The organism is Halomonas sp. HNIBRBA4712 (genome assembly GCF_043558675.1).
Taxonomy (GTDB): domain Bacteria; phylum Pseudomonadota; class Gammaproteobacteria; order Pseudomonadales; family Halomonadaceae; genus Vreelandella.
This window is the reverse complement of sequence record NZ_JBIFXR010000001.1, coordinates 371789-394943: the sequence shown is the minus strand read 5'-3', so window position 1 is coordinate 394943 and position 23155 is coordinate 371789. Positions and strand designations below refer to the sequence as shown.

The following is a 23155-nucleotide window of genomic DNA, read 5'->3' as shown; positions in this document are numbered from 1 at the left end:
CCACAATCACTACTCACTACTCACGATTCACGACTCACCATTCACCCCTCACCAAACTCACTCTTTACGTCGCGATAGCTGCTCCTTGAGCTGTTTCGGCACCTGCTTGATGATCAGCCGGTCCTGGCCCTCGTCGTACTCGATGCTCGAACCGAGCAGGTGCGAGTCGAAGCTGATCGAGACGCCGCCGGCGCGCCCGGTGAAGCGGCGAAACTGGCTCAGCGTTTTTTTATCCGGCGGGATCTCCGGCGAGAGGCCGTAATCGGCGTTGCGGATATGCTCATAGAACGCCTTGGGCGCTTTTTCGTCGACCAGCTCCGAAAGCTGCTCAAGGGTCATCGGCTCGCCGCGGCGCATCTGCTCCTGGGCGTAGTCCACCAGGGTGTCGGTTTTCTCGCGGCTGGCGTCCTCGTCGAGGTCTTCACGCTCGACATAGTCGCTGAAGGCCTTGAGCAGCGTGCGGGTCTCGGCCGGGGCGTCGATGCCCTCCTCCATGCCGAGCACCGCCGCCACGCCGTCGGCGAGCTTCTTGGCGCCGCGGTCCTTCAAAAACGAGACGTACTGTTGGCTGCTCGCCTCACTGTTCTGCTGCCACTGGGTCAGATTGACCCGCGCCGCCAGCGTGAGCTGCTGGGTGTTGAGCTGGGCGGCGGGTACGGCCTGGTGGGCCTGGCCGATGCCGATGCCTTCGCGCTGGTGGACCAGAGCGAAAAAGAGCGTTTCGGTATCGCCCTGGCGCTGGTGGGCGATGACCAGGTAGCCACCTACCGACAGCGCCTCCTTGAGCTCGCTGGCCAGCCGCTCGGCCAGCGCCGTGGTGAAGGCCAGGAAATCCTGCTCGCCGGCCAGGTACGTTTTCAACCAGGCCACCAGCGGCCCGGCCTGCTCGCCCTCAAGCGCGAAGCGCCCCCAGCCCTTCGCCTTGGTGTTGTAAGCGTCATTGAGCTTACCGACCAGCGCGGCCATGGTGTCATCGGCGCTGTCGGCGGGTTCGGGCGCGGCGGTCACGGTCAGGCGCTCGCCGTCGAGGGTCGGGTCCAAACGGTGCACGATGCTTTGCAAAAGCGGCATAGAGAGAAGAGCCTTCTAAACGATCGGAAAGGGTCGGGCGGTGAACGTCTTTACGGTTTCAGCCGGTAGCCGGTGCGGAAAATCCAGCCCACCGTGGCCAGGCTCGCGGCGAGAAAGAGCAGGATCATGAAGACACTCGCCCCAAGGCTTACGTCGCTGATGCCGTAGAAGCTCCAGCGAAAGCCGCTAACCAGATAGACCACCGGGTTGGCGAGCGTCACGCTCTGCCAGAACGGCGGCAGCATGTCGATGGAGTAGAAGCTGCCGCCCAGAAACGTCAGCGGGGTGATCACCAGAAGCGGCACCAGCTGGAGCTTGTCGAAGCCGTCGGCCCAGATACCGATGATGAAGCCCAAAAGGCTGAAGGTGACGGCGGTGAGCACCAGAAAGGTGAGCATCCACAGCGGATGGGCGATCTCGAGCGGCACGAAAAAGCTCGAGGTGCCCAGAATGATCAAGCCCAGCAGCATCGACTTCGACGCCGCTGCTCCCACGTAGCCCACCACCACCTCGAGATACGAAATGGGCGCGGAGAGAATCTCGTAGATGCTGCCGGAGAACTTGGGAAAGAAGATGCCGAAGGAGGCGTTCGACACGCTCTGGGTCAGAAGCATCAGCATGATCAGCCCCGGCACGATGAAGGCACCGTAGCTAACGCCGTTGATTTCGCTGATACGCGAGCCGATCGCCGCGCCGAACACCACGAAGTAGAGCGAGGTCGAGATCACCGGCGAAACAATGCTCTGCAAAAGCGTGCGCCGGGTGCGCGCCATCTCCGCCATGTAAATCGAACGAACGGGGTAGAGATTCATGCGCGCTCCTTGACCAGGTCAACGAAAATATCTTCCAGCGAACTTTGCCGGGTGTGCACGTCCTTCACCAGAATCTCCTCTTCGTTGAGTACGCTCAAAAGCGCCGACACGCCGCGGCCCTGCTCTTCCTGGTGGCCGTCGTAGGTGTAAACCAGCGAGCGGCCATCCTCACTCAGCGTGAGCGTATCGACGGCCAGCCGCGCCGGCAGCGCTTCAAGCGGCGTGTGAAGCTCGAGCGTCAGCTGCTTGCTGCCGAGCTTTTTCATCAGCGCGGCTTTTTCTTCCACCAGCACTACCTCGCCGCCGTTGATCACGCCGATGCGGTCGGCCATCTCCTCGGCTTCTTCGATGTAGTGGGTGGTCAGGATGATGGTGACGCCGTCGTCGCGCAGTTTACGCACGACCTCCCACATGTCGCGGCGAAGTGCTACGTCCACCCCGGCGGTGGGCTCGTCGAGAAACAGGATGCGCGGCTCATGTGAGAGCGCCTTGGCGATCAGCACACGCCGCTTCATACCGCCGGAAAGGGTGATCAGCCGGTTGTTGCGCTTGTCCCACAGCGCCAGGGATTTCAGCACCTTTTCGATATGCGCGGGGTTTGGCGGCTTGCCGAACAGGCCGCGGCTGAAACTCACCGTGTTCCAGACCGTCTCGAAGGCTTCGTTGGTCAGCTCCTGAGGCACCAGGCCAATGCGCTCGCGCGCCTGGCGGTAGTGTTTGACGTTATCGAAGCCGTCGACGATGACGTGGCCGGCGGTGGGGTTGACCAACCCGCACACCAGGCTGATCAGCGTGGTCTTGCCCGCGCCGTTGGGGCCGAGCAGGGCAAAGATTTCACCGCGCTGGATGGACAGATCCACGTGCTTGAGCGCCTGAAAGCCACCCTCGTAGGTTTTGTTCAGGCCCTCGATGGAAATAATGGGGTCGTTCAAGGCGTGCTCCTCACACCGAGGGAGCCTCGGTGCCTGGCTGCCCGAAGCGGCCGGCGTTCGCAGCGCCGGCCTGCCGGGGCAGATTAACTGCGGCGGGTAACTTCGAGCAGGTGATAGCCAAACTGGGTCTGAACCGGGCCGTGAACCGTGTTCAACTCGCCGTTGAAGACGACTTTATCGAACTCCGGCACCATCTGGCCGGGACCGAAGGAGCCCAGGTCACCGCCCTGACGCCCGGAGGGGCAGTTAGAGTGCTGTTTGGCGACGTCCGCCAAATCGCGGCCGTTTTCGATCTCTTTCTTGAGCGCGAGACACTGCTCTTCGCTGTCGACAAGAATGTGACGGGCGCTGGCGTTGGCCATGGGGCCTCCTGATAATCGGTGTTGGGAAGTGACTAGTTTATCACGGCTCGTAAGCTCAAGGCGTGCCCACCGCGCCGGTCACGACCAGCGCCTCGCCCACGCGGGCAAGGGCCTGCTCGTGGGCCGCGCGCGACAAGGGCCCGCGAGTGCAGGCAACCACCGCCCAGGCATCGCCTTCGGCCTGGTCGCTCGCGGCGCTGAAGGCCAGGCCCGCATCGCAGGTTCGCCGGTGCTGGGTGCCGGTCTTGTGGGCAAACCGTATGCCCTCGCCCAGCCCGCGCTTGAGCCGCGCCTCGCCGGAGCGTGTGTGTGACATCAGGTCGACCAACGCCTGGCGCTGGGTGGCGTCGAGATCCGCAAGCCCGCCTCGGTGCAGCGCGGCGAGCAGGTCGCCGTAGGCCCTGAGCGTGGCGGTGTTGGCGCCGGTACGCTCGAAGGCATCAAAAGCGCTGGCGTAATCGGGCTGTTCGAGCGCCTGACTCGAAACACCCAACTTGCGCGCAAGCGCCGCCGGGCGCTGGCTGACGCTATTCTGGCGCAGCGCCATGAAGTCGAGCCCGGAAAGCGCGCGCGCATCCGGGTGCAGCTCGCCGTATACGCCCTGGCGCACGCCGACCAGCTTCGTGATCGGCCCAAGCTCTTCCGGGTTACCACCGCTGGCCGCCACCATCTGCCGGGCGCGCGCGTTCACCGCCTCGAGCCCGACGCGCTCGATCAGCATGTCCGTGGCGGTGTTGTCGCTGACGGTGATCATCTGTTCGAGCAGATAGCCAATCGAGATCGGCGTGCCCGGGTCGTGCCAGTTCACCGGCCCGGCTCCGTCGACGAAGTCATCGCTTGAAAGCGTAATGCGCTCATCAAGGGTGAGCGCACCGGCCTGGCGGCGGGCGTAAACCTCCGCCGCCACCGGCACTTTCACCAGCGAAGCGAGATACCAGGGCGTATCCGCCTGCCAGGAGAAGGCCTCGCCGCTTTGCAGGTTCTGGACATGGACGCCCAACTCCCCACCAAACGCCTCCTCGATGACCGAGAGCCGAGAGGCCAGGCTCTCCTGCCAGAGGCTGCGTTTATCGGTCTCGTAATACCAATCTGCCTGAGCCGGCAGCGCCATGCAGAGCGCTACAAGCCAAAGCGTGCGTTTGAACCAGTGCAAATCGTTACCTCTATTTCGCCATTGTAAGCGCGACGCTAGCGGTGCGCCGCCATCCAGCGCGTGGCCCGGATCCAGAGCGCCGCGCCGAGAATCAACAGCCCGCCGGTGCCCAGCGCCTGGGGGTAGGTGATCGTTTCATTAACCCCCAGCAGAAAGCGCAGCACCAGAAAGATCATCACGATATGAAAGATGAACGCCTTGAGCGCGTCGCTTCCGACAAGAGTGAGCGGCAAAAGTGCCCGCGCGGCGAGGCGCCCACCGGCCAGCGTAAGCCCCAGAATGACGAACGCCCCGCCCACGCTGAACAGCATGAAAGCAAGTTCCGGCGGGTGTTTACCGGCGTTGTTGGCCACCGCCGTCATCGCCGCGTAGACCTCCCCGTCACTTGCGGCGAGGGCATAAAAGCCGCCGATCATCAACGCCCCCAGCGCGATCAGCGTAAGCACGAACTTACGCTGGCGGGTGCGCTCCCCGGCGCAGCGAAGCGCCGCCTCGCCGATCAGAAGCCCGATCAGAATCAGCGGCGCGCGGCTCAGCTGGCCCCAGGTGTAGTAGTCGGAATGATCGACCAGCAGCGCCTTCACAATGGCGTTGCCGCCGAAATCGAACCCCTGAAGCCAGGCGGAGAGCGCCGAAAGCCCCACAATGGCCGCCAGCCGCGACCAGAGCGGCGCGCGAGCCCACAGCGGCAGGATCAGCGGCACCCAAACGAGCGCAATGGCGTAGAAGCCGAGGATCTCCACCCAGATGGCGAAGTTGCCGTATAACAGCGTATTGAGAATGTCGGCGGGCGCGTTGTAAGGCAGCATCTCGACGATGGTCAGCGCCTTGTACCAGAACCACACCTCGAGGCCACGCAGCCATAGTTTCAGCCGCCGTTTGGGCCAGTCGTCGTCTCTGGTGCGCGGCAAGAACGCCACCGCCAGCGCGATGCCGAACACCGTGATGAACAGCGACGAGGAGAACTTGGTGACCAGATGAATGGGCACCATGCCCCACTCGGGCACGTTGGGGATACCCACCAGCCCGCTCACGGTGTGGCTCAGAATCATCAAGCCGATTGCGATGCCGCGGGCAAGATCGATCGCCTCGATGCGCCCGTCGGCCCTGGGCAGCTGAGGTACTTCCTTTAAATTCGGCACGTCACGTACATCCCTGTCAGCGGCGCCGATGGAGTATCGGACGTCCAGACCATGGTAAAGATGGCTTAACCTTAGCCTATCGCCCTGACCGGCGGTAGCGACGCCTTAAACGCAAAAATGCCCCGCAGTCGGCGGGGCATTTCGTGGCTCATCCTTGAACCAGAGAAGCAGTTACTCCCTCAACAGTGGTGGTTTACCAGCTATCGTCGGAATCCATGTCGGTGTCCGTATCCGTGTCGGTCTCCCACTCCTGTTCCTCCTCCTCTTCTTCGTAAGTGAACTCCTGCTCTTCCTCTTCGTACTCGGTGGTGACACCCGGCTCCTGCTCGGTGTCGTAGCTATTGTACGTACTCTGGTCACCCTGCATGGTGTCTTCGTGCGGCGTCGGCTCCTGCGGCGCCGTTTCCTCTTCCATACCCGCAAACGCCAAGGGGCTCGCCATCAGGCCAAAAGAGACACCCAGAATACCCAGTTTCTTGAGAGCTTCCTTTTTCATGATCGTACCTCCAATCGCTTTGCTTACCTGCTTTTCAACGTGGGCAACCAATAAAATGCCCGGTTAAAAATCGTCCATTGAGTCGAATCGAAAACGCCGTGCCTTCCTACGCTGCGTTTTCGATCAGGTTATTGCAGCGGGTGTACCAGGTTTATCATATCAATAAAAAAGTTATTTAAATTCAACACTTTAATAAAATAAAAACTTGCCAACTCCCACATTATTGATAACAATAATCAATGTTTTCTTGTTTACGGTTGGCACATGGGCCTACAGGGGGCATGTCAAACGGGGTTAGTAGCATCATCAAGATCGAACCGTCAGGAAAATGATTATTGCACTACTCGGTGAAAGCATCCGTCATATCACGGTGCCCGTAGAGAAAAGCGTCCGCCACATGGCGAAGCGGAGAAACATCCACATCACTCGTGGCGCTGCCCACCAACTCGGCAAAGTGCGCATAGACGCCGATATATTCGCGCTCCTCTTCGTCGATGACGGGCGTATTGGCAATGTTCAGGCAGCGCCCGCCGCGGGTGAGGCTCAGGCGCCCAGAATCCGTGTCGATATGAATATCCCAGGTAGGCTCGCCCTGCTGGTGAAAATCGAACTGCGCCTCAATACCGGCGCCTTGCGCATCGGTGAACGAGAGTGATGCAGCGATCGGCGTCTGGCAGTTACTCGGTACCGCCAGCCGCGCGCGCTGTAGAAAAAAAGGCTCGGGAAGAATGGCGGTAGCGATCGAAAGCGCATTGATCCCCGGATCGAACACGCCCATGCCGCCGGGCTGCCAGATCCACGCCTGCCCGGGGTGCCATACGCGAACATCCTCTTTCCACTCGATACGCACCTGCTTCACTGTCCTGTTGGCAAGCCACTGGCGGGCGCTTGCCACGCCCGGTGCAAAACGCGAGTGCCAGGCCGCGAACAGGGTCACCCCTTGGCGCCGGGCATGGGCGGTCAGAGCATCCACTTCGCTGAGCGTGGCGCCGGGCGGTTTTTCGAGCAGCACGTGTTTACCGCGCGAAATCGCCAGGTAAGCTTGCGCGAAACGAAGATGGGTCGGCGTGCAGATAGCGACGGCCTCAATACTTGGCTCGGCATCCAGCATGTCCTGCAGCGAGGTGTAGGCGGGGAGCGTTTTGAGACCGGCATGCGGGTCCGCGGTTGCTGTCAGCCTGAAAGGGGACGCGTCGATGGCGGGAAGGTGCTGGTCAAGAGCGATTTTACCGACGCCCACCAGCCCCAGAGGAATGTTTTGCATGGGTCATACCCCGACGAAAAAGGAGAAGGCGCTCGATAGTAACAAATACCGGCGCCTTCCCGTTCTTCACTTTCTACCAGCATTGATCAGCGTTTCTACTCAATACCCCATCACCCCCGGAAGCCAGGTCGCAAGCCCCGGAATGGCGATCAGCAGCAGGATGGCGAGTATCACCGGGATCAGAAACGGCAGTACCGCCTTGACCACCTGCCCGTAGCGAAGCCGAGTGATACCCACCATCATGAACAGCACCGTGCCGAAGGGCGGCGTGATGACGCCGACGGAGAGCGTGATCACCATCACGATGCCGAAGTGCACCGGGTCGAGCCCGGCGGTGAGCGCGGCGGGCACTACGATCGGGGTGAAGATCAGGATGCTCTCGATCACCGACATGAAGCAGCCGATCAAGAGGAAAAACAGCGCGAAGCAGACCAGCAGCAGGATGGTCGGCATGTCGATGCTCGCCACCTGCCCGGCCAGCGCCTGGGGGATACCCATGCGCACCAGAATCCAGCCGTAGAAGCTCGACACCGCGATGATCAACAGGATCACCGCGCTGAACATCAACGTGCGGCGAAAAGCGTCATAAAGGTTCTTCAGCGTCAGATCACGGTAGATCAGCCCACCCAAAACGACCGCATAGAGCGAGGCAATAGCGCCGGCCTCGGTAGGGGTGAAGAAACCGCCCCAGATACCGCCGACGATGATCGCCGGCATCAACAGCGGCAGAATCGCCCGCTTGCCGGTGCGCAGCACCTCGCCGCCGTCGAAGGGGGTCGGCTCGGGCATCTTGACCCGCCCGGTCGCGCCGAGAAACACGGTCATGCCCATCAACAGTGCCGCCATCAGAAGCCCTGGCAGAAGCCCGGCCATGAACAGCCCGCCAATGCTCACGTTGGCCAGCCACCCGTAGACTACCAACGCGATGCTCGGCGGCAGGATCGGGCCGACCACGCTCGAGGTGGCGGTGATGCCGGTGGTGTAATCGAGCGCGTAGCCGCGCTCCTTCATCGCCTTGATCTCGATGCTGCCAAGCCCGGCGGCGTCCGCCACCGCAGTGCCGGACATGGTGGCGAAGATCGAACTCGCCACCACGTTGGCATGACCCAGCCCGCCGCGCGTGAAGCCGACCAGCGCCGTGGCGAAGTCGAAGATGCGGGTGGTGGTCGAGCCCAGGTTCATGATGTTGGCCGCCAGGATGAACAGCGGGATGGCCAGCAGGGTGAAGTTGTTGAGCGTCTGCACCATGCGCAGCGACAGAAGCTCCACCGGGAGCCCGCCAGCGCCGGTCACGGCCAGCGCGATGAACGAAGTCACGCCGATCGAGACGACCACCGGCAGGCCGATCATCATCAATACCAGCAGCCCGCCGACGAAAATGGCCAGTTCGGTCATGGCGTCGTCTCCTGCGCATGAGGTTCGACGTGCCAGGCCACCGGGCCGCGCAGCGTCTGCCAGGCGGCAATCACCGCCATGGAAATGAAGCTGCCCAGCACCGCGTAGTAGAGATACGAGAAACTGATGCCCAGCGACACGGTGTTGTTGTTCACACTCACGCCGGCCATGATCCAGGCGCCCCAGGCGGCCAGCACGAAAAAGCCGCAGGAGATCAGCGCCGTCACCCGGTGCTGCACCTGAAGACCGGCTCCGTTCAGGCGGTGGCTGAACAGATCCACCACCAGATGGTCACTGCGCACCCAGGCCGAGATCGAGCCCAGCGCCACGGCGTAGATCGCCATTAATGAAACGACCTCCTCGGTCCAGGGCATGCCCCAGTTGAGGACGTCCCTGGCCAGTACCGCCATGACGATCAGCCCGAGAATCGCCACCAGCAGCGCCACGCCCAGGGCGTCACACAGCCGGGTGATGAAACGCAGCGCGTGAAAGGCAACGCGGTCGGCCCCGTTGGCGGGTGGCAATGCGTCATCCACAAGTCAACTCCTTCGCTGAATCGAGTGCGGCGCCGAGCGGCGCCGCAGGGTTAATCACTTATCCAGGGTTACTGCTGGTCCGAGGCAGCGGCCTCGAGGGCGTCGTCGCGCACGCCGTCGGCCATGTCAGAGAGCACCTGCTCGATGGCCGGCTGGGCCGCCTCGCGAAACGCCGCGATATCCGGCTCGATCACCGTCATGCCCTCTTCCTGCAGCGCTTCCAGGTAGTAATCGTCGAGTTCGCGCTCCTGTTCATTACCATACTCACGCGCGACTTCGACCGCCTCGCTGATCAGGCCCTGATCCTCTTCGCTCAGGCCATCCCACCAGCGGGCGCTGGCCACCCAGCTCCAGGGGAACTGCACGTGGCTGGTCATGATCAGGTAGTCCTGCACTTCCCAGAGCCGCCGGGTGTAGGGCGATGAGAGGGAGTTCTCGTGGCCGTCCACCTGGCGGGTCTGCATCGCCAGATAGATCTCCGGGGCGGGCACGTTGACCACTTGGGCGCCGATCTCCTCCCACACCGTCAGCCAGATCGGCAGCGACGGCAGGCGCAGACGAAAACCCTGTAGATCCTCGGGAGTGCGGATCTCCTTGTTGGCGGTCATGTGGCGAGGGCCGCGATGCTGAAGGCCGAGAAACTTGAGGCCGCCGCGGCTTTCGGCCTGGGCGACCATCGCCTCGCCAGAAGGGGTCTCCATGTAGTTGTCCACTTCGTCCCAGGTCGTGAACAGAAACGGCACGGTGATGGCGTCGTACTCCGGCGCGTACTGCTGGCGCCAGTTGCCGCCGGTCAGCGAAATCTGGGTCTGGCCCAGGTTGAGAAGCTCGAGAACCGAATCCTCGCCGCCCAGCGAGCCAGCCAGAAACGGGCGCACGTTGAAGCGCCCCGGCGCCTGCTCTTCCAGATACTCGGCGAAACGCTCGACCGCGGCGCTTTCGGAGCCGCCTTCACTCATGGTGTTGTTGACCTGAATCTCGATCGGATTGGCGAGCGCGAAGGGCGCGATGGCCAGTAAACCGAGGGTTGCCAGCGTGGCCAGAGGGGATGTCCGCATGATGTCGTCTCTCCAAGGTTATCGTTATTGGGGTTGTCGTTACTGAAAGGTGCGCGCGTCCAGCAAGAAGGCTGGCTCGATAGTGAAACAAGCTCTTACAGGGCTCAAATCGAGGTTCGAGAAGGAAGGCTTCGTTAATCGCGATGGCTCTAAACGCTGATAGGGCGGGGGTTTATTTAACCCCCGCCCTGATGCCTGCGACTAAAGATGTAGGCCAATGACGCTCCGAGCGCCCCGCTCAGCGCGGGCTGGCGGCGGTCAGGTGATCGACCAGATGGCGTGCGGTGGCGGGAAGCGTGGCGTAGCGGCGCATGCCGATGACCAGCTCCCGGCGCGCCCAAGCGTCCTCGAGGGGAATGCTTTTGAGCTTTAAATCCTCGAGCTCTCGATAGAGGGTCTGCTCCGGCAGAATGCCTACCCCCATGCCATGATGAATCATCCGGCAGATGGCGTCGAAGCTGCGCACCTGGATGCGCATACGCAGCGCCTGGCCCGCCTGTTCGTGAAGCAACGCCTGTAGCGAGGCGTCCTGCTGCAGGCCAATGAAGTCGAAATCGAGCGCCTCGAGAAAAGCGATGCGTTCGCGCCCGGCCAGCGGATGACCGTTTGGCATCACCAGCATCAGGCGGTCCTGACGGTAGGCCAAACATTCAAGATCCGGTGCCGGCACGTGGCCAGCGAACACGCCCACGTCGGTCAGCCCGTCGCGTACCGCAGCGATGATCTCGCTGCTCACCCGCTCCTGCAGGTCGATCTTGATATCCGGATAGCGCCGCGAGAACGCACTCAAATCCTGGGGCAGAAAGGCGATGATCGCCGAGGTATTCGAGTGGACCCGCACGTGCCCCTTCACACCCTCGCCGTACTCGTCGAGCTCCGCCTGCAGGCGCTCGAGGTTGTCGAGAATGCGCCGGGCGTGGTGCAAAAAGGCCTGCCCCGCCGGGGTCAGCTCCACGCCGCGCGCCTTGCGGTACAAAAGCGTGGTGCCCACCAGCGCTTCCAGGTCGCTGATGCGCTTGCTCACCGCTGCCAGCGCCATGTGCTCGCGCTCGGCGGCGGCGGTCAAACGCCCTTCATCCGCCACGGAGATGAAAAGCTTCAGGGTGAGGAAATCGAATCGGCGCATCGCGGCGTATCCAAGCAAACGAAGGCTCCATGCTAGCGCATCGCTTCGCCGACGACGAACGCCACCTTATCGATTGCCTAATTGTCGCCTCATTGGCGCTGGCGCATGCTGGCCTCCAATAACGACAGCTAGAACGACAACAGTCAGCACGGATACAGGTGACCCTCATGACCTCCTCCCGCGAACTTCCGCTAAAAGGCGTGAAAGTCCTCGAGCTCGGCCAGCTCATCGCCGGCCCCTTCGCCACCAAGCTGCTCGGCGAGTTCGGCGCCGACGTGATCAAGATCGAGCCGCCGGGCACCGGCGACCCGCTTCGCAAATGGCGAATGCTGGAGGAAGGCACCTCGCTGTGGTGGCACGTCCAGACCCGCAACAAGCGCTCCGTGGCGCTGGATCTTCGAAGCGAGGAGGGACAGTCGCTGGTGCGCCAATTGGCTCAGGAAGCCGACGTGGTGGTCGAAAACTTCCGCCCGGGCACGCTGGATGACTGGGGCCTTGGCTGGGAGGCGCTGTCGACACTCAACCCGGGCTTGATCATGGTGCATATCTCCGGCTACGGCCAGACCGGCCCCTACCGTGACAAGCCCGGTTTCGGCGTCATCGGCGAGGCGATGGGCGGGCTTCGCTACCTGACAGGCCAGCCCGGCGAGCCATCGGTGCGCGTGGGCGTGAGCATCGGCGACTCGCTCTCGGCACTTTACGCGGTGATCGGCACGCTGCTCGCGCTGCAGGAGCGCCACAAGAGCGGCCTGGGCCAGGAGATCGACGTAGCGCTGTACGAGTCGGTGTTCGCCATGATGGAGAGCTTATTGCCCGAGTTCGACGCCACGGGCCAGGTACGCGAGCCCGGCGGCAGCGCCCTGCCCGGCATCACGCCGTCGAACGCCTACCGCTGCGAAGGCGGCGAGTACGTTCTGATCGCCGGCAACGGCGACAGCATCTTCAAGCGTCTGATGGGTGTGATCGGCCGCCTGGATCTGGCCGAAGACCCGGCGCTCGCCCATAACGATGGGCGCAGCCAGAAGGCTCAGATGATCGACCAGGCGATCGAGGCCTGGACGCAAACCCGCCCGCGCGACGCCATCCTGAAGGCGCTGGACGAGGCCCGGGTGCCAGCAGGCTACCCCTTTACCGCCAGGGACATCGCCTTCGACCCACACTACATCGCCCGCGAGATGATCCAGACCTACACCCGCGAGAGCGGCGAACCGCTGAAGGTGCCCGGCGTGCTGCCCAAACTCAGCGCTACTCCCGGGCGGCTGGGTAACGGCGGCCCGACACTTGGCCAGCACACCGAGGAAGTACTCGACGAACTCGGCATCGACCCGGACACCCGCGCCAAGCTGCGCGGCGCCGGCATCATTTAAGGAGCGCACCATGCTGACACAAGCCCCCTGCCCCGAGCGCATCGAGATCAACGAGGTCGGCCCCCGCGATGGCCTGCAGATCGAATCACGTTTCGTTCCCACTGAAGGCAAGATCCGCTGGATCGACGCGCTCTCGAAAACCGGCGTTGCGCGTATCGAAGCCACCTCCTTCACCTCGCCCAGGGCGATTCCCAACCTGGCGGATGCGGCTGATGTGGTAAGCGGCATCCAGCGCCGCGGCGGCGTGGAGATCACCGTACTGGTGCCCAACCTCAAGGGCGCCGAGCGGGCGCTGGCCTGCCGGGTGGATGAACTCAACCTGGTGATGTCGGCAAGCGCGAGCCATGGCCTGGCCAACCTGCGCATGACGCCGGAACAGTCGATTGAGCGCTTTGGCGACATTCTGGAGGCGGCGCGGGGAAGCGGCGTGTTCGTCAATGCCTCGCTCTCCACCACCTTCGGCTGCCCCTTCGAAGGCGTGGTGCCGCAAGAGCGCGTACTTGAACTCATCGAACAACTCGTGGCGCTTGGGATTCAAGGCGTTACGCTCTGCGACACCACCGGCATGGCCAACCCCGCCCAGGTCAAGGCGCTGTGCGAAGCGGTCATCCGCCGCTGGCCCGAAACGCCGTTCACTCTGCACGTACACAACACCCGCGGCATGGGACTTGCCAACGCGCTGGCCGCCTGGCAGGCGGGCATCACCCGCTTCGACGCCGCCCTCGGCGGCCTCGGCGGCTGCCCCTTCGCCCCGGGCGCGACGGGCAACGTCTGCACCGAGGATCTGGTGCACATGTTCGAAGCGATGGGTGTGGATACCGGCGTCGATCTCGACGCCCTGCTGGAAGTGGCCGCTACGCTACCCGAGCTCGTCGGGCATGAGGTGCCCGGGCAGGTGGTCAAAGCCGGCAAATGGAATCGGCGCTACCCGATGCCGGCGCGTTAAGCCGACCCCACCACGTGTTTCACCTCCAGATACGCACTTAGCCCCCAAGGGCCGAGTTCGCGGCCGATGCCGCTTCGCTTGAAGCCGCCCCAGGCGGTTTCCGGCAGCACCAACTGCTCGGAGTTGTACCAGATGCTGCCGGCCTTGAGCGCCCGGCAGATGCGCTTGGCGCGATCAACGTCGCCGCTGATCACCGTGGCGGCGAGGCCAAAGTCGCTGTCGTTGGCAAGCGCGATCGCCTCCTCCCCGCTTTTGACGCTGCGCGCGCAGAGCACGGGGCCGAAGATTTCCTCACGCCACAAACGGCTTTCTACCGGCACGTCGCGGTAAAGCGTAGGGGCGGCGAAGTAGCCCTGCTCGGGCAAGGTGTAGTGGGTGTGATCGCGCACCGCCACGAGCCCTTCCTGTTCGGCGATCTTCAGATAGCCGTTGACGGCGTCCCGCTGTTTGGCGCTGGTGAGTGGGCCAAGGTCGGTATCCTCGCTGAGCGGGTCGCCCAGAGTCAACGCGTCCATACGCTCGCCAAGCGCCTTAAAAAGCGCCTCGGCCACGTCTTCGTGCACCAATAGCCGCGAGGTCGCCGAGCAGATCTGGCCGGCGTTGAAGTAGATACCCGCCATGACCCAGTCGGCGGCTTGCGCGGGGTCGGCGTCCTCCATCACCAGAACCGGCGACTTGCCGCCGAGCTCCAGCGACACCCCGGCGGTGCGGGCGGCGGCCGCTTTCATTACCGCTTCGCCGACGCGGTTGCTGCCGGTGAACGACACCTTGTCCACGTCTGCATGGCTTGCCAGTGGCGCGCCGATGCCCTCACCGTCGCCGTTCAAGAGGTTCAGCACGCCCGCGGGCAGGCCGATCTCCAGCGCGATCTCTGCCAGCGTTTGCTCTGGCAGCGGCACCACCTCGGAAGGCTTCAGCACCACGGTGCAGCCAGCGGCCAGCGCCGGGGCGAGCTTCCAGGCGCTGGTCACCAGCGGAAAGTTCCAGGGTGTGATCAGCCCGACCACGCCGGCGGGATCAAAGTAGGCCCGCGCCTCGACGCCTTCCATCCCGACCTCGACCCGTTCGCCCTGGCGGGCGTCCAGCGCGCGGGCCTGGCCGGCGTAGTAGCGGTAGCAGGCGATTGCGTCGTCGAGATCGATGCCGGCCTCTGCCAAAGGTTTGCCGTTGTTGGTAGCACTGAGCTCGATCAGCGCCTCGCGCCGCGCCGTCAGAGCATCCGCGAAGCCGTCGAGGTACTCCGACCGCGCCTGGCCGCCCAGCGCCTGCCACTCAGGCTGCGCGGCGCGGGCCGCCGCCACGGCGGCGTCGACGTCGGCCGAATCCCCTACCGTGACCCGAGCAATTACTTCCTCGCGATAGGGATTCATCACATCGAGCGTACGAGTCGCGCTGGAGGCCACCCACTGATTGTCGATGAACTGCTGATCGAGGATTTTCATGGGGCATCCTTTCGTGTAACGCTGCGCTGCCAGACGCTAGCATCGATTTCGATAAGAAGCGGGCGGCTAATGTCGCGCTCGGCAAGCGCCGCCGCCAACTCGGCCGGGCTTTCGATATGAATGGCCGGGCAGCCAAAACCGTCGGCCAGGGTCATGAAATTCGGCGCCTGAAGATCCACGCCGAGTCGCGCAACGCCGTTGTCATCCATGTAGCGGCGGATCTCCTCGTACCCGGCGTTGTGCCACAGCAGGATGACCACGGGAATCCGCTCTTCCACGGCGGTGGCGAGTTCCGAGAGCGTAAACATCACCCCGCCGTCGCCCACCAGCGCGACCACGGGAAGCGGCGGTTGAGCGAGCTTTGCACCGAGCGCGGCGGGCAACCCGTAACCCAGCGTGCCGTAACCGGTCGAGGCGTTGAAGTAGCGCCGTGGCGCGGGCTGGCTGACCAGGTGATTACCGGCGTAGACCGGCGCGGTGGAGTCGCCTACCAGCACCGCCTCGGGCAGCTGCTCGGCAAGGGTTTCGTAAAGCGGCACGAAGGCGGAAAACCCCGGATCGTTTGCCAGATCGAGTTCTGAAAGCGCTTCACTGACCCGCTCGGCGCCGCCGCGCGATAACGGCTCGGGGAAATGGTCGGCGAGCAGCGCCAGCGTGCGCCCGGCGTCGCCCACCAGGCCCAGCGTGGTCGTTTGATTGCGCACCAGCTGCTCGGAGTCGATATCCACGCGAATCAGCGTGCCGGTCAGCTCGAAGCCATCGTCGAACACCACGTCAACATCGGTTTCGCCGAGCTCGGTGCCCACGGCGAGAATCACGTCGGCATCAAAAGCCAGCCGCCTTACCGCAGGGAGCGCGGCGTTGGCGCCGAGATCCAGCGGGTGCCCTCGCCCAAGAAGCCCCTTGGCATTGATGGTGGTCACCGTCGGCGCGTCGAGGCGTTCGACAAGTGTACGGGCGGCTCGAGAGGCATCTTCGCAGCCGCCGCCCAACAGCACCAGCGGGTGCTTCGCTGCTTTCAAAAGCTGCGCCACCTCGACAAGCCCTTCCGGGTCTGGCGCGGCGCGGTAAAGTTTTGGCGCCTGCCAGCATCGGGGAGGCGTGACCGGGGCGTTGAACAGATCAATCGGGATCTCGATATGCACCGGCCCCGGCCGCGCGCCTCTAAACACCGCAAAGGCGCGAGCCAGTACCTCGGGCAGCGTGTCGGCGTCGAGCAGCGTGTGGCTAAAGCGCGCCACACCACTGACCAGCTGCCGCTGGCTGGGCAGCTCGTGAAGCCGGCCCTGGCCGAGCCCCAGCGTATCGCGGCGATTGACACTCGAGATCACCAGCATCGGCACCGAATCCGCGAGCGCCTGGCCCATGGCGGTGGCGATATTGGTCATGCCGGGGCCGGTGATGATCAGGCAGACCCCGGGCTTGCCGCTCGCGCGAGCGTAGCCGTCGGCCATGAAGCCCGCGCCCTGTTCGTGGCGCGGCGTCACGTGGTGGATGCCTCCCCCTTCGAGACCCCGGTAGAGTTCGACCGTGTGCACGCCGGGGATGCCGAAAAGCGTGTCGACGCCGTAGGTGTCGCGTAAAAGGCGAATCAGAAGCTCCGCGCAGGTCATCGTGTCGTGGGCCTTCATGGCGCCTCCTTAGAAGAACAGGGTGTGCGCCATCAGCGCGATGATCGGCAGCGTAATCGCGGTGCGCAAAAGAAACACCGCCGCCAGCTCCCACAGCGCAATCGGGATTTTCGACTTCAGCAGCAGCGCGCCGATTTCGGACATGTAGACGAGCTGCGTCATCGAAAGGCACGCGATCACGAAGCGCGTGAGCTCGCTGTCGATATTGGTGGCCAGCACCGCCGGCAGGAACATGTCGGCAAAGCCGACCAGGGTGGCGGGCGCGGCGGCCTGGGCTTCGGGAATACGTAAGAGTTCGAGTACCGGCACCATCGGGTAGGAGAGCCAGGTAAAGAGCGGCGTGAATTCCGCCAGAATCAGCGCGATGGTGCCGATCGCAAACACCAGCGGCAAAAGCGTCAGGAAGATGTCGATGACGTTGATCAGCGCCAGTTTGGCAAGCTGCGCGGGGCCGGGCGCACCGGCGGCGCGGCGCGTGGCCTGCGCCAGGCTGTAACGGAAAAGCCCGGCGCGACCGGTGTTCTCTTCACGAATCTGACAGCCCACCGGCTCATGGTAGTCATCGGCCTTCAGCGACAGCGGCGGAATGCGCGAGACGATGATCGCGGCGATCAGCCCGGACACCACCACGGTGAAGTAGAACGGCACGAACATATGATTCAAGTCGACGAAGTTGACCACCAAAAGGCTGAACGCAATGGAGGCCACGGAGAAGTTGGTGGCGATTACCGAGGCCTCGCGGCCGCTGTAGAAGCCCTGCTCGTACTGCTGCGAGGTGATCAGCACGCCCACGGTGCCGGAGCCCATCCAGGACGCGGTGGCATCAATGGCGCTGCGCCCCGGCAGGTTGAAGATAAGGCGAAACGGCTTGCGCACCAGGCTTCCGATGAACTCCATGAAGCCGAACTCAACCAGAAACGGCAGCAAAATCGCGGCGAAGAAGAAAAACGTCAAAAGCACCGGCGCCAGGTCGTTGAGCATGACGCCGCCGGTGAAGGAGGCGGTCACGAACTCGGGCCCCACTTGGAAGTAGGTCATCACCACGAAGATGGCGCCGAGCACGCGCAGCGCCACCCAGATCAGCCCCACCTGGAACATGTCACCGAAGTGCCCGCCCCGAGCCCAGGCCGGGTTGGTGGCCTTTACGTAGAGCGTGACGATGACCGACACGCACAGCACCACCATGGCGATCAGCGGCAGCGCCTCGCCGAGCAGGGCCTGCAGGCCATCGGCCATCATCCCCATGCCAATATTGACCGAATCGCCGGTTTGAAACGGCACCAGAAACAGCAGCACCCCGATGATCGAGGGTATCAGGAACTTGAGCAGATGGCGGCGCGGGATGGCCTCGTCGGGCGCGCGCTCATCGCGTATCGCTTGAGGGTCGGACATGATGTTCACCTGTTGAAAATGATTGTTGAAGGTGGGCTGGCGGCGTCGTAGCGGGAGGTTTGACCTCCCTTGTTATAATATCCGGGTAATGTCTGGCAGGGCGCCGGACCGGCAGCCCCGCCGCGGACACTCCTTTCCCTTCACTCCTCTCTCTTCACGCCTGTCTCTTTACGCCAGGCAGCACGCAGAGCATTTCATATAAAAGCGTGGCGCCCATCAGCGCAGTATTGCCGCTGGTGTCGAACGGCGGTGAGACCTCCACCAGATCGCCGCCCACGATATTGAGCCCCGCCGCGCCGCGCACGATCTCAAGGCCCTGGCTTGCGGTAAGCCCGCCCATTTCCACGGTGCCGGTGCCCGGTGCCACCGACGGATCGAGACCGTCGATATCGAAACTGATGTACACCGGCGTATCGCCCATCTGCGCGCGCACCTCTTCCATCAAGGGTGTGAGCGATTTGTACCAGCACTCTTCTGCCTGAACGACGCGAAAGCCCTGCTCACGGCACCAGTCGAAGTCCTCGGCGGCGTAGCCGGTGCCACGCAGGCCGATCTGCACGACTTTCCCCTTGGCCAGAAGTCCTTCTTCCTGCGCACGACGGAAGGGGCAGCCGTGGGCGACCTCTTCACCGAACATGTGCTCGTTGACATCGGCGTGGGCGTCGATGTGAATCAGCCCCACCGGCCCGTGCTTTTTCGCCATGGCGCGCAGAATCGGCCAGGTCAGGGTATGGTCGCCGCCCAGGGTCAGCGGCGTGCAGCCGTGGGCGAGTACGTCATCATAAAAGCGGGTGATGATGTCGAGGTTCTTCGGCAGGTTGAAGGTATTGATCGGCACGTCACCGATGTCCGCCACCTGCAGGTGCTCAAAAGGCGCGGCGCGGGTGGCCATGTTGTAGGGGCGCAACATCCGCGACTCGTCGCGAATCTGGCGCGGGCCCAGTCGCGTGCCCGGGCGGTTGGAGGTGCCGATATCCATCGGAATGCCGATGAAGGCAGCGTCGAGCCCCTCGGCGCTTGGCTGGGTAGGCAGGCGCATCATGGTCGCCGGGCCGCCAAAGCGCGGCATCTCGTTGCCGCCCAGCGGCTGGTTGAAATCGCTCATCGCCCTCTCCTTTTCGCTTGTGCGTTGTCGTTTTTCGGGCCAGCGAGCGGCCCAGGGTTACTTTTTATTCCCATGTAACTGCATTTAACGTGCCAGGCCGCAAAGCGCCGGATTCAGCCACCTATCGCGCAAATCGATGCAAAACTGAATCATTAACGCGTATTATCGAACCGAAAATGAATCGATAAGTCATGAGCGGTTCAAGCATCGAGGGGCAGAATGAAGGGGGCGGTATGAAAGAACCAGGAAAGAACGGTGTGGACGAGATCGATCGCAACGTGCTCAAGACCATCGTCGAGACCGCCAGCGACCACTTCTTCATCGTGGGTGGCGATGGCGAGGTGCTCGATATCAGCCCAGGCGTAGAGGCGGTGTACGGGCTTTCCCGCGACGAGCTGATGGGCAGCAACGTGAAGGCGCTCGAGCGAAGCGGCGTGCTCAAGCCCTCCATTAGCCTGGAAGTAATGCGAACGCGCCGCTCGACGCAGCTGATGCAGACCACCGGCACCGGGCGCCGCGTGATCGCCGAGGCCCATCCGGTCTTCCTGGGGAACAAGCTCGTGCGCATCATCAGCCGCTCGCGGGACATGACCGATCTGCAGCTTCTGCAGGACGAGTATGCGCTACTGCAAAAGCGCTTCAACGAACACCTCAAGCGCGGCCACAGCGCCGCCGACGACCCGGCGCTGGACGTCGCGCTCGAGCATCTGCAGGTACGCAGCCACGCGATGCGCGAGGTAGCGAGCCTGCTCAAGCGCGTGGCGCCTTCCGGGGCCAACGTGCTGATGCTCGGTGAGTCCGGCGTCGGCAAGACCGCGTTTGCCCGCCAGCTCCATCAATGGAGCGAGCGCGCCGAAGGCCCCTTTATCGAGGTCAACTGCGCCGCCATTCCGGAGAACCTGTTCGAGTCCGAGATGTTTGGCTACCAGCCAGGGGCGTTCAGCGGCGCCGCCCGTCAGGGCAAGGCGGGGCTTTTGGAGCAGGCCGAAGGCGGCACGCTGTTTCTCGACGAGATCGGTGAGCTTCCGCTTCTGATGCAGACCAAACTCTTGAAGGTGATTCAGGACGCCAAGCTGACGCGGCTAGGCGACACCCGCCCGCGCCGTGTCGATTTCCGCCTGGTGGTCGCCACCAACCAGGACCTGGCCGCGCGCGTGCAGGAGGGCCTTTTCCGGCTGGATCTCTACTACCGCCTCAACGTGATCCCGGTCACACTGCCACCGCTTCGCGAGCGCCGCGAGGACATCCCAGGGCTTGCCGAGGCATGCCTTGCGCGGCTCAACGCCCGCTACGGGCGGCAGAAGTTTCTCGACAACACCGTCTGGTCGACGCTGATGGGCAGCGACTGGCCCGGCAACGTGCGCGAGCTCGAGAACTGGCTGGAGCGCGCCTGGCTCTCCAGCGCCTCGGATCAGATCGAAAGCGTCGAGGCGACGCCCACCGCCTCCCGCCCAGAGCCAATGCTTGAAGCGTACGAATCAATCGAGCGCGAAGAAACGCTGCCGGCTTACCTGGCCCGCGTCGAACAGCGGCTTTTGCGCGAGTTGTGTCGGCAACACCCCAGCACCTACGCTATCGCTAAACGGCTGGGCATCAGCCAATCGAGCGTGGTGCGCAAGCTCAAGCGCTACGATCTTGTGCCCGGCAACGGACGTTAACGCTGCCGTCGCTGATTCCATGTCTTTTACTGTCGCGTTGGGGGCGTTCGTGCAGTCGTTTCTGCGCGCGGGCATCCTGGCGAGCGCTTTCGTGCGACAATCCTCGAATGCGTAAACGAGCGAGGAGAGAGCGAGGATGCACGGCGAACCCTACCCGGCGGCGTTGAAAGTGCTGCAGGAAGTCTTCGGCTTCGATCAGTTTCGCGGCCCGCAGCAGGCGATCATTGAGCACGTAAGCTCTGGCGGCGACGCGCTGGTTCTAATGCCCACCGGTGGCGGCAAGTCGCTTTGCTACCAGATTCCGGCGCTTTTGCGCGCGGGCACGGCGATCGTGGTGTCGCCCTTGATCGCGCTTATGCAGGATCAGGTGGCGGCGCTGGTGCAAAACGGCGTGCGTGCGGCGTATCTGAACTCGAGTCTCGATTTCAACGACGCCATGGCGGTGGAAAACCAGCTGCGCGCCGGTGAGCTGGATCTCTTGTACGTTGCCCCGGAGCGGCTGGCCACGCCGCGCATGCAGGCGCTGCTGGATCAGGCGCCGATTGCGCTCTTTGCCATCGATGAAGCCCACTGCGTCTCCCAGTGGGGCCACGACTTTCGCCCGGAGTACCGCCAGCTTTCGCACCTGCACGAGCGTTTTCCAAGCGTCCCCCGAATCGCGCTCACCGCCACTGCCGACGTACCGACCCGGGGCGACATCATCGAGCACCTGCAGCTTCAAAACGCCGCGCTCTACAACAATGGCTTCGACCGGCCCAACATTCGCTACCACATCGCCGAAAATCAGGGCAACACGCGGGAGGCGCTACTGCGCTTCATTCGCGAGAACCACGACGGCGAGGCGGGCATCGTGTATTGCCTTTCGCGCAGGAAGGTGGAGGAGACCGCGGCCTGGCTCGAACGCCAGGGCTTGACCGCGCTGCCCTACCACGCGGGGCTGCCGCCAGAGCAGCGCCAGCACCACCAGAGCCGCTTTCTGCGCGAGGACGGCGTGATCGTGGTGGCGACCATCGCCTTTGGCATGGGCATCGACAAGCCGGACGTGCGCTTCGTAGCGCACTTGAACCTGCCCAAGAGCATCGAGGCCTACTACCAGGAGACCGGCCGCGCCGGGCGCGACGGTCTGCCCGCGGATGCCTGGATGTCCTACGGACTGCAGGACGTGATCACCCTGCGCCAGATGCAGCAGGACTCGAGCGCCGGGGATCAGCAAAAGCGCATCGAGCAACAAAAATTGGATGCCATGCTGGGGCTTTGCGAGATCATCAGCTGCCGCCGCCAGGCGCTGTTGCACTACTTCGGCGATCATCTGGAGAAACCCTGCGGCAACTGCGACAACTGCCTGACGCCGCCAGAAACCTGGGACGCCACCGTTGCCGCGCAGAAGGCGCTGTCGTGTGTGTATCGCACCGAGCAGCGCTTCGGCGTGACCTATCTGGTCGACGTGCTGCTGGGCAAATCGAACGAGCGCATCGCGCGCTTTGGCCACGATAAGGTCAGCACCTTCGGCATTGGGAGTGAGCATTCTGCCAACGAGTGGAAGGCGCTCTACCGTCAGCTGATCGCCAGCGGCTACTTGAGCGTGGACATGGAGGGCCACGGCGGCATTCACCTGACCGCTCAGGCCAAGCCGGTACTGCGCGGCGAAGAGCCGCTGACCCTGCGCAAGCCGGTCAAATCCGCCGCCCGGCGCCGCAGCCGGGGCGCGCCCGCCGCCCCGGGCCACGGCCCGCTGTGGGAGGCGCTGCGCAACCACCGCAAGGCGCTTGCCGACGAACAGGGCGTGCCCGCCTACGTCATCTTCAACGACGCCACCCTCAACGAGCTCGTCGAGCGCCGCCCGGAAAGCCTGGAGGCCCTTGGCGGGGTCACCGGCATCGGCGCGCGCAAGCTGGAGGATTACGGCGAGGGGATTCTAAAAGTGATCGCGGCGCACAAGGGCAGCGCGCAAGCAGTGAGCGTCGGCGAAAGCGCCTATCAATCCGCCGAGATGGTGAAACAAGGCCTCATCGTCGAGGATGTCGCCAGTCGGCGCGGCTTTACCGTCAATACCATCTACCGCCACTTGGCGGAGGCGATCGAAGGCGGGGTGCTTACCCTCGATCAGGTGATGGCGCTGGCGCCCGGTGAGCGCGAGCGCATCGAACGCGCCATCCGTGAGCACGCGGCGGGCGGCATGAAAGCGGTGTTCGAGGCGCTCGAAGGCCAGGTCGACTATCACGTACTGGCCTGCGTGCGCGCGGCAATGAACGCGCCAGCCTGAGGCG

Annotated in this window: 20 protein-coding genes; 4 read left to right on the top strand and 16 right to left on the bottom strand. The window is 63.6% G+C overall.

What is annotated here, in order from left to right:
* Positions 1-57: 57 nt before the first annotated feature.
* The 12 genes from ACGK9R_RS01875 to ACGK9R_RS01820 form a co-directional block, all read right to left on the bottom strand.
* Positions 58-1071 (bottom strand): nucleoid-associated protein, encoded by a 1014-nt coding sequence (locus tag ACGK9R_RS01875; protein ID WP_394577870.1) that lies wholly within the window; start codon positions 1069-1071, stop codon positions 58-60.
* 50 nt (positions 1072-1121) lie between these two features.
* Positions 1122-1883 carry an ABC transporter permease gene (locus ACGK9R_RS01870; protein ID WP_394577869.1) on the bottom strand — a complete coding sequence of 254 codons (762 nt, stop codon included), beginning with the start codon at positions 1881-1883 and terminating at the stop codon, positions 1122-1124.
* Complete coding sequence (locus ACGK9R_RS01865) at positions 1880-2815, bottom strand: ABC transporter ATP-binding protein (protein ID WP_394577868.1); 936 nt, start codon at positions 2813-2815, stop codon at positions 1880-1882. The genes ACGK9R_RS01870 and ACGK9R_RS01865 overlap by 4 nt, the downstream gene beginning before the upstream one ends.
* Positions 2816-2898: 83 nt before the next feature.
* Positions 2899-3177, bottom strand: coding sequence for a peptidylprolyl isomerase (locus ACGK9R_RS01860; RefSeq protein WP_394577867.1), 279 nt, complete (start codon positions 3175-3177; stop codon positions 2899-2901).
* Positions 3178-3232: 55 nt separating this feature from the next.
* A complete protein-coding gene (locus ACGK9R_RS01855) occupies positions 3233-4330 on the bottom strand; it encodes a serine hydrolase (protein ID WP_394577866.1) in 1098 nt (365 codons plus the stop codon).
* A 35-nt stretch (positions 4331-4365) separates the two neighbouring features.
* Positions 4366-5472: a heparan-alpha-glucosaminide N-acetyltransferase domain-containing protein gene (locus ACGK9R_RS01850; RefSeq protein ID WP_394577864.1), complete on the bottom strand. Its 1107-nt coding sequence runs from the start codon at positions 5470-5472 to the stop codon at positions 4366-4368.
* 193 nt (positions 5473-5665) lie between these two features.
* Positions 5666-5968: a hypothetical protein gene (locus tag ACGK9R_RS01845; protein ID WP_394577863.1), complete on the bottom strand. Its 303-nt coding sequence runs from the start codon at positions 5966-5968 to the stop codon at positions 5666-5668.
* 340 nt (positions 5969-6308) lie between these two features.
* Positions 6309-7232 carry a Gfo/Idh/MocA family protein gene (locus ACGK9R_RS01840; RefSeq protein WP_394577861.1) on the bottom strand — a complete coding sequence of 308 codons (924 nt, stop codon included), beginning with the start codon at positions 7230-7232 and terminating at the stop codon, positions 6309-6311.
* Between the two features lie 99 nt (positions 7233-7331).
* Complete coding sequence (locus ACGK9R_RS01835; RefSeq protein ID WP_394577860.1) at positions 7332-8627, bottom strand: TRAP transporter large permease; 1296 nt, start codon at positions 8625-8627, stop codon at positions 7332-7334.
* Positions 8624-9163, bottom strand: coding sequence for a TRAP transporter small permease (locus ACGK9R_RS01830; RefSeq protein ID WP_394577859.1), 540 nt, complete (start codon positions 9161-9163; stop codon positions 8624-8626). Before ACGK9R_RS01830 ends, ACGK9R_RS01835 begins: the two co-directional genes overlap by 4 nt.
* A 68-nt stretch (positions 9164-9231) precedes the next feature.
* Complete coding sequence (locus tag ACGK9R_RS01825) at positions 9232-10221, bottom strand: TRAP transporter substrate-binding protein (RefSeq protein ID WP_394577858.1); 990 nt, start codon at positions 10219-10221, stop codon at positions 9232-9234.
* Positions 10222-10459: 238 nt separating this feature from the next.
* Positions 10460-11347 carry a LysR substrate-binding domain-containing protein gene (locus ACGK9R_RS01820; protein ID WP_394578565.1) on the bottom strand — a complete coding sequence of 296 codons (888 nt, stop codon included), beginning with the start codon at positions 11345-11347 and terminating at the stop codon, positions 10460-10462.
* A gap of 167 nt (positions 11348-11514) precedes the next feature.
* On the opposite strand from ACGK9R_RS01820, the gene ACGK9R_RS01815 reads away from it, so the two are divergent.
* Together ACGK9R_RS01815 and ACGK9R_RS01810 are read left to right on the top strand one after the other, a co-directional pair.
* Positions 11515-12714, top strand: coding sequence for a CaiB/BaiF CoA transferase family protein (locus ACGK9R_RS01815; protein WP_394577857.1), 1200 nt, complete (start codon positions 11515-11517; stop codon positions 12712-12714).
* 10 nt (positions 12715-12724) lie between these two features.
* Positions 12725-13660, top strand: coding sequence for a hydroxymethylglutaryl-CoA lyase (locus ACGK9R_RS01810; protein WP_394577856.1), 936 nt, complete (start codon positions 12725-12727; stop codon positions 13658-13660).
* Here the strand turns inward: ACGK9R_RS01810 and ACGK9R_RS01805 are convergent.
* The 4 genes from ACGK9R_RS01805 to speB form a co-directional block, all read right to left on the bottom strand.
* A complete protein-coding gene (locus ACGK9R_RS01805; RefSeq protein WP_394577855.1) occupies positions 13657-15102 on the bottom strand; it encodes an aldehyde dehydrogenase family protein in 1446 nt (481 codons plus the stop codon). The two genes, ACGK9R_RS01810 and ACGK9R_RS01805, sit on opposite strands and share 4 nt — an antisense overlap.
* Complete coding sequence (locus ACGK9R_RS01800) at positions 15099-16733, bottom strand: 5-guanidino-2-oxopentanoate decarboxylase (RefSeq protein ID WP_394577854.1); 1635 nt, start codon at positions 16731-16733, stop codon at positions 15099-15101. The genes ACGK9R_RS01805 and ACGK9R_RS01800 overlap by 4 nt, the downstream gene beginning before the upstream one ends.
* A 9-nt stretch (positions 16734-16742) precedes the next feature.
* Positions 16743-18125 (bottom strand): YjiH family protein, encoded by a 1383-nt coding sequence (locus ACGK9R_RS01795; RefSeq protein WP_394577852.1) that lies wholly within the window; start codon positions 18123-18125, stop codon positions 16743-16745.
* A 154-nt stretch (positions 18126-18279) separates the two neighbouring features.
* A complete protein-coding gene (gene speB / locus ACGK9R_RS01790; protein ID WP_394577851.1) occupies positions 18280-19230 on the bottom strand; it encodes an agmatinase in 951 nt (316 codons plus the stop codon).
* 233 nt (positions 19231-19463) lie between these two features.
* On the opposite strand from speB, the gene ACGK9R_RS01785 reads away from it, so the two are divergent.
* On the top strand, positions 19464-20888 hold the full coding sequence (locus tag ACGK9R_RS01785; protein WP_394577850.1) for a sigma-54 interaction domain-containing protein: 1425 nt from the start codon (positions 19464-19466) through the stop codon (positions 20886-20888).
* Between the two features lie 136 nt (positions 20889-21024).
* Positions 21025-23151 carry a DNA helicase RecQ gene (gene recQ / locus ACGK9R_RS01780; RefSeq protein ID WP_394577849.1) on the top strand — a complete coding sequence of 709 codons (2127 nt, stop codon included), beginning with the start codon at positions 21025-21027 and terminating at the stop codon, positions 23149-23151.
* Positions 23152-23155: the final 4 nt, after the last annotated feature.